Here is a 244-nt window from a genome sequence, read left to right as displayed (position 1 = left end):
TTGGGGTGAGCCTGGCGTGCCTGTGCCATCTGGCCTGGGGCCAGGTGGTGGCGCGCAGCAGCGGCCGCGAGCAGGTGGTGTTCGGCACGGTGCTGTTCGGCCGCATGCAGGGCGGCGCCGGTGGCGACCGCACCATGGGCCTGTTCATCAATACCCTGCCGCTGCGGCTTGATCTTGATGGCACCGGGGTCGAGGCGAGCGTGCGGACCACGCATGCGCGGCTGGCCGAGCTGCTGGCACATGA

The 244-nt window shown here is 70.5% G+C and carries 1 protein-coding gene; it reads left to right on the top strand.

The window, feature by feature from the left end:
• Nucleotides 1–244: condensation domain-containing protein (locus AB4Y42_RS44750; protein WP_368697955.1), on the top strand; the 244-nt coding region annotated here is incomplete at both ends.

The organism is Paraburkholderia sp. EG286B (genome assembly GCF_040965655.1).
Taxonomy (GTDB): Bacteria; Pseudomonadota; Gammaproteobacteria; order Burkholderiales; family Burkholderiaceae; genus Paraburkholderia.
The sequence above is the reverse complement of the archived record's forward strand: the minus strand, read 5'-3'. Positions and strand labels throughout refer to the sequence as shown.